Genomic DNA, 5,423 nt, shown 5'->3' on the forward strand with positions numbered 1-5,423 from the left:
AGGTCACCCGCTCCCAGTCGACGTCCGGGCGCGCCGGATGCGAGAGCTTCGCCAGCTCCTCGCGCAGGGCGGTATAGTCCGGCTGCAGGCGCGGGTCGCCGCCGGTTTTCAGTTGCTGAGGCAGGGTCATAAGCAGTGTCCGTCGGTTAAGGGAATAAGGGATATACTCAGGCGGCAGCGGCGCGAGCAGGGTGAAAAAGGTCTCTTCATTAAGGTCCGTCTCCGGTACGGAAGTCAGCGCGGGGGCGTCTGGCGTTTGCTGAGAAACGGCGCCCCGGCTGAGGTCATGCCTGCGTCACCGCTCAGAGTCGTGACCGGTTATCCAGGTACTGCTGCTGCTTCAGGTGGCGCAGCAGGACCCTGCCTTCCGGCATAAAGTCGGTGCCGTAGCGCACCAGGCCGATGCCCTTCAGCTCCGCGTCGATGGCGTAGCGCAGCTCGCCGGGGACCGTCGGCTCCTGCATCACCACCGTAACCCTGCTCAGCCGCGGCTCGTACTTCAGCAGCACGTCAGAGAGGATACTCATCAGCTGGTGGGCGGTGCCGGGCATTCCCTGCAGGATTTTCGTCATGTCCGGCAGGCCGTAGTCCGGGAGGTGCGCCAGCGCCCCGGCCCGGGCGTTGAGGATGCGCTGCATGTTGTCGAGCACCGAGAGGATGACCTGGTTTTCTTCGCTGACCTGATGCAGCTCCAATCCTCCGCTAAAATTACCGTAGAGGATTTCATAAAGCGAAGGTGTAGTGTATAGCATTAATAAAGCTCCTCGGTAGTGCATCCAATTAGTAGAACATGTGTTTTTCGATAAACGCTCCGATCACTTTTTCATGGTTCTCAACTGAGCGGGAGAAGCAGATTATTTTACGAGCCAGCCGCTTAATGCGGGTGCGGAGCGTCAGGTTATTACGCTCAATGCGTTGGGTGAATATTTTGCCGGTCAGATGTTTATCCTTTGGCACCTCCCGGCCATAGCTGCCCCAGTCGTCGCTGGTGATCTGATCCTACCCGCCAATAGTGGACACGCGACTAAGTAAGTAAACTCTCAGATAGAGGTGACTCACATGACCCATTTCCCCGCCACACTTATCTAAATTTTATTGTTTTTTTGAGTGAGATGAGTATGACATAGCCACTAATAAAGCTCACGAACATTAAAATCACTCTGAGCGGATGAATATGGAACCACTCATTAAACAAATAAATAATCACTAATATAAATACTGGAAAGTTATATTTCTCAGAAAAATATACTGAAATAAAAAGAGATGTACTAGCAATTAGAAAGAAAAAATAGAAACGAAAACCATTCCTATATTGCGATGTGCACGCACAATAAAAAACAGCTCATAGATATATGACAGGAGGGTATAAAATCCAGTCATAAAAAAAACAGACAAAAAAAACAGCGCAACTTTAATAGGTTGCTTATATTTTGAGCCTGTAAATAATTCTGTGTAACTGCCGCCGTATTAAAGGTGGCCGCTAAGGCGGTCACCGAACTCGATAATAAAACGGCTCATTGCCAGCCGCCAGTTCTGGATTGGCATACTCCATTTTTTTGACGCCGACTGTATCGCCAGATAAATCACTTTTCGCACCGAGTCGTCCGTTGGGAACACCTTGCGCTTCTTTATCGCCTGCCGAATGACGCTGTTCAGCGATTCGATGGCATTCGTCGTGTAGATGGCCTTGCGGATATCCGGTAGGTAACCGAAGAAGGTATTGAGATTTTCCCAGTGTGTGCGCCAGCTCTTGCTGATTTGAGGGTATTTTTCATCCCAGACGCCTGCAAACTTATCCAACGCCATCAACGCCGCTTCCTCTGTCGGGGCCTGATATACCGCTTTCAGCCCACTGGTGACAGCTTTGTAATCCTTCCACGACACGTATTTCAGGCTGTTGCGCACCATATGGATGATGCAGAGCTGAATATGCGTCTGCGGGTACACGCTATTTATCGCATCCGGGAAGCCTTTCAGGCCGTCCACGCAGGCAATCAGGATGTCCTGAAGGCCACGATTTTTCAGCTCAGTCAGTACACCCAGCCAGAACTTTGCACCTTCATTTTCTGCCAGCCACATACCCAGCAGCTCTTTCTGACCGTCGGTATTGATGCCCAGCGCGAGGAACACCGCTTTGTTAATGACACTCCCGCTGTGACGAACCTTAACCACAATACAGTCAAGATAAACAATGGGATATAGTGCATCCAACGGTCGGTTTTGCCATTCAGAGACCTGTTCTTTAACCGCATCGGTCACTTTGGATATCAGCGTGGGCGAGACATCGGCGTCGTACATTTCTTTGAACGTGGCAACGATTTCCCGCGTAGTCATGCCTTTGGCATACAGGGACAAAATCTGGCTGTCCATCTGGGTGATGCGTGTCTGATGCTTCTTAATTAGTTGCGGTTCGAAGGTATTTTCACGGTCACGCGGCGTGTTAAGTTCGATCTCGCCATCATCGCACAATACCGTTTTTGACGAGTAGCCATTACGGGTATTAGAGCCTGATTTAGGGGCATTTTTCTCATGACCGAGATGGTCAGTCAGCTCTGCATTGAGCGCCGTTTCGACGGTAAGCTTTGTCAACATGCGGGAAAACTGGTTGAGGTCGGCTTCGGTTTTAAGGCCTTTGGCCAGTTCAGCCGCAAGGGCGTTAAGTTTCTTTTCGTCCATCGTTTGCCTGTCTCCGTTGTTGGAGTGAACATATCAAAAACAGGCAATTACACAATTTTAATTACAGTCTCTATATTTTTGTCCAAATACCATATTTATTTAACTCCTCGACTGTAATGCATTTACCTAAAGTATTAGCATCAATTTCTATCGAACTCTCAATCACATCTACAGGAGGATATGTTTTTCCTGTTGATTTTACTGTATAAAAAAATTTTTATTTGCATAGAGAGCCCCACGCAAAACAAAAAAATTGTCATACTCATTGGATGCGTCAGAATTCTGCATGAGCGCATCCCAGGGTTTCCCCGTTGCCCATGTCATTCCAGTTTTAACCGTAGCCTCTATTGTATGAGAATATCTATATGCTCCTACAGCAAATGGAATTTGTCCAATAGCATCAGACCAATAAGGAAGTCCATTAATCAAAGATAATAAAAAACCAGCGCCCCCGTCTGCGACATATTTCCAGTCACCAGATCCTTTATTGCGATAGGAAAGCATTGGACGGTCAACTAAAGAAAATTGTTCAATATTTTTCCATGCCAATACTTTATAGGCATCTTTTATGTATTCTTCGTCATTAAGATAGATCATCTCTCGATAGTTATCTGCAAGTGGTTCAAACCATTGATATCTATAACTATCACAAAGCTCCTGAGCAGATATTATTCTAAACGAATCATTTCCACTGCCTTTTAATACAAATAAAACATCAGCATTTTTTCTGGTTATAATCATAATGTTTGGCACTTTTATATCGTGTGCCGTTTTATCAGCTTCAGGAATTGTGTGCCCTTTAATTCCCAACTCTGTTTACCTTCTTTAGTGACGATCAAATATGATTGTCCGTCAAAATCCAGTTTTATTTCTCTCACAACATGTTGAAAATTTAACCTTTCCGTCGAAGAGTTGTTACACTGCCGTTACCTGCTCCAGTGCCTCAAACGGCAGCTCATTGCGCTTCGCAAAAAACGTCCGCGGCGCCCGCCGGATATAGCTTCGCACCGTCCCGTACTCTATCCGCCCCGCCTCCAGCCGCAGGTAGCTTCCGCCGCCAATCAGCGTCATCCGCTTTTTCCCGGTGAACAGCACGTCCTCCGTCGAGGCCATCGTCAGCTTCTTCTGCGCAAACAGCTGTAGCTTCCCGTTCTGCGCCTGCATATCCACTGGGCCTTAACCTGACCTCAGCAGCACCTGACCGGCGGTGAGATGTGAGGCGTTGCTGAATAGGTGTACGCAGGCAGTACCGTTGAACGTCCGCTCGTGGCGGATGCGGGCGTAGAAGGCCCCGATTTCGGTTTCCGGCTTGGGGTCGGCATCGTCTCAGGTGGTCAGGCAAGGCGCTTTGTAGTGGTATTATTCCCCGGTAGTGACGGTATCGCTTCGACGCCCACCGCCGCGTCTATCGCTGTGCGCCAGTAAATATCCACTTCAGAAAGGATGCACCGTATAAACTGCAAATACGTTTCCCGTCACTGAGTGATAATTTCACGTGCCAGGGATTAAAGCTCCGTCATCAACGGTAAGAGACCAAGATCCAAGAGTTTTATTTCAATATCATTTGCTTTTCCTATGTGTTCTTTATTATTTCCATCAAATATTTCTTCGGTTGAAACAATGATCGTTCCGATCTGTTTGTTATCCTTTAGAACTGGAATAACACTGGCCGCTTCTGGAATCAAGTCAGGTAAAATAATAGCGGGTAGAAATAAAATCCATCCGCAAGATATTCTATCGGGAAATACTTTTTTATATACTTCATCGTATCCATTTTCTTTAGGAATTATCTCGGGAAAGCTATAGCCTCCTGACTCCACACAAGAATAAGTGCAATTATCTGTTGAATGTAACAAAAAAATCAGAAAGTCAATCATTTCTTTAGTGTTGAATATTGTCTGATCCAACTCTACAGAAAAACTGATAACCAAGCTTAAAGGTTTCTCCCTGCGGTGGGTACTCGAATATGATGGATAGCAATCTATTCCTGCACTATCTTCATCAGACCCACCATCCCAAATGCCAGTAGTCCAATTCGGATAGCCTTTTTTATACTCATTCTCCCAACGGGCAAGAACATCTTCGGATAGCCCATCCTCAGTAAATATTTTGTATTGCAGCGCCTGCTTCCTTGAATATCCTTGTTCATACCATGATCTTTTAGTCCCTAAAAGTTCATCCAATTGTTTTGTGACACCCTGAAAAAGAGTCGCAAGCTCCGCTGGTTTTATTGATTCACTGCGGCCAAACTCATGCTCAATTCTGAAGTCTAGTTTCATGGCTGATACCTTACTATTATGTCTTTAAATCCTATAAACATCCGTTGGAAATAGGCAAAGCTAATTGGCTGCATAAAAATCCAAACCACTTTTAATGGTTGATTTATTGTTGCAACTGCCTGATGGCGAGCGGCCTGATTCGCAGCACTCCTGTCACCTTTCCACCAATGTTTTTTTTGTCGAGAGCTGATCAAAAACTGATCATACCGCGCCTTCGCTTCCCAGAACTGGCACAGCTTATCCTTCCAGCCGTCAAACGATACGCCGCAGTATTTAAACTCCTGTATCTGCCGCGTTTCAGGATTATAAAACGTGCCGCAGATGCGCGTCTGGTAGCTTATCGTTACCCTGCTCCAGCGCGCGCAGCGCCTGACCATCGGCATGACTTTACCCTCCGGCGGACACATCTGGCAGCGCGCTTCATTCGTTTCAGACCGTGCGCCGGCGTTGATTTCAATCCCCTCATAG

The 5,423-nt window shown here is 47.2% G+C and carries 6 protein-coding genes and 2 pseudogenes; all 8 read right to left on the minus strand.

Features of this window, described 5'->3' with window-relative positions; all coding sequences use genetic code 11:
* On the minus strand, positions 1 to 130 hold a 130-nt coding region (locus ENGE1_RS29385; RefSeq protein ID WP_255265528.1), incomplete at its 3' end, for a type VI secretion system ImpA family N-terminal domain-containing protein.
* 172 nt (positions 131 to 302) lie between these two features.
* A complete protein-coding gene (gene tssE, locus ENGE1_RS25960; RefSeq protein WP_048255363.1) occupies positions 303 to 752 on the minus strand; it encodes a type VI secretion system baseplate subunit TssE in 450 nt (149 codons plus the stop codon).
* A gap of 28 nt (positions 753 to 780) precedes the next feature.
* A pseudogene (locus ENGE1_RS25965) lies at positions 781 to 993 on the minus strand (IS1 family transposase); the annotation flags it as partial.
* Positions 994 to 1,467: 474 nt separating this feature from the next.
* On the minus strand, positions 1,468 to 2,676 hold the full coding sequence (locus ENGE1_RS25970) for an IS256-like element ISEc39 family transposase (RefSeq protein ID WP_048255367.1): 1,209 nt from the start codon (positions 2,674 to 2,676) through the stop codon (positions 1,468 to 1,470).
* 198 nt (positions 2,677 to 2,874) lie between these two features.
* A complete protein-coding gene (locus ENGE1_RS28740; protein ID WP_146144443.1) occupies positions 2,875 to 3,486 on the minus strand; it encodes a hypothetical protein in 612 nt (203 codons plus the stop codon).
* A gap of 138 nt (positions 3,487 to 3,624) precedes the next feature.
* A pseudogene (locus ENGE1_RS25975) lies at positions 3,625 to 3,852 on the minus strand (DUF2345 domain-containing protein); the annotation flags it as partial.
* Positions 3,853 to 4,181: 329 nt separating this feature from the next.
* Positions 4,182 to 4,955 (minus strand): Imm52 family immunity protein, encoded by a 774-nt coding sequence (locus ENGE1_RS25980; RefSeq protein WP_053075269.1) that lies wholly within the window; start codon positions 4,953 to 4,955, stop codon positions 4,182 to 4,184.
* The coding region (locus ENGE1_RS25985; protein ID WP_218016963.1) for a Tox-REase-5 domain-containing protein at positions 4,952 to 5,423 on the minus strand (472 nt) is incomplete at its 5' end. The genes ENGE1_RS25985 and ENGE1_RS25980, both read right to left, overlap by 4 nt.

This window comes from Pluralibacter gergoviae ATCC 33028 = NBRC 105706, assembly GCF_001598855.1.
Lineage (GTDB): Bacteria > Pseudomonadota > Gammaproteobacteria > Enterobacterales > Enterobacteriaceae > Pluralibacter > Pluralibacter gergoviae.

What these genes read in the sequence shown, in the direction of transcription:
- tssE (WP_048255363.1), bottom strand. Translation starts at nt 752, where the DNA reads ATGCTATACACTACACCTTCGCTTTATGAAATCCTCTACGGTAATTTT.
- ENGE1_RS25970 (WP_048255367.1), bottom strand. Translation starts at nt 2,676, where the DNA reads ATGGACGAAAAGAAACTTAACGCCCTTGCGGCTGAACTGGCCAAAGGC.
- ENGE1_RS25980 (WP_053075269.1), bottom strand. Translation starts at nt 4,955, where the DNA reads ATGAAACTAGACTTCAGAATTGAGCATGAGTTTGGCCGCAGTGAATCA.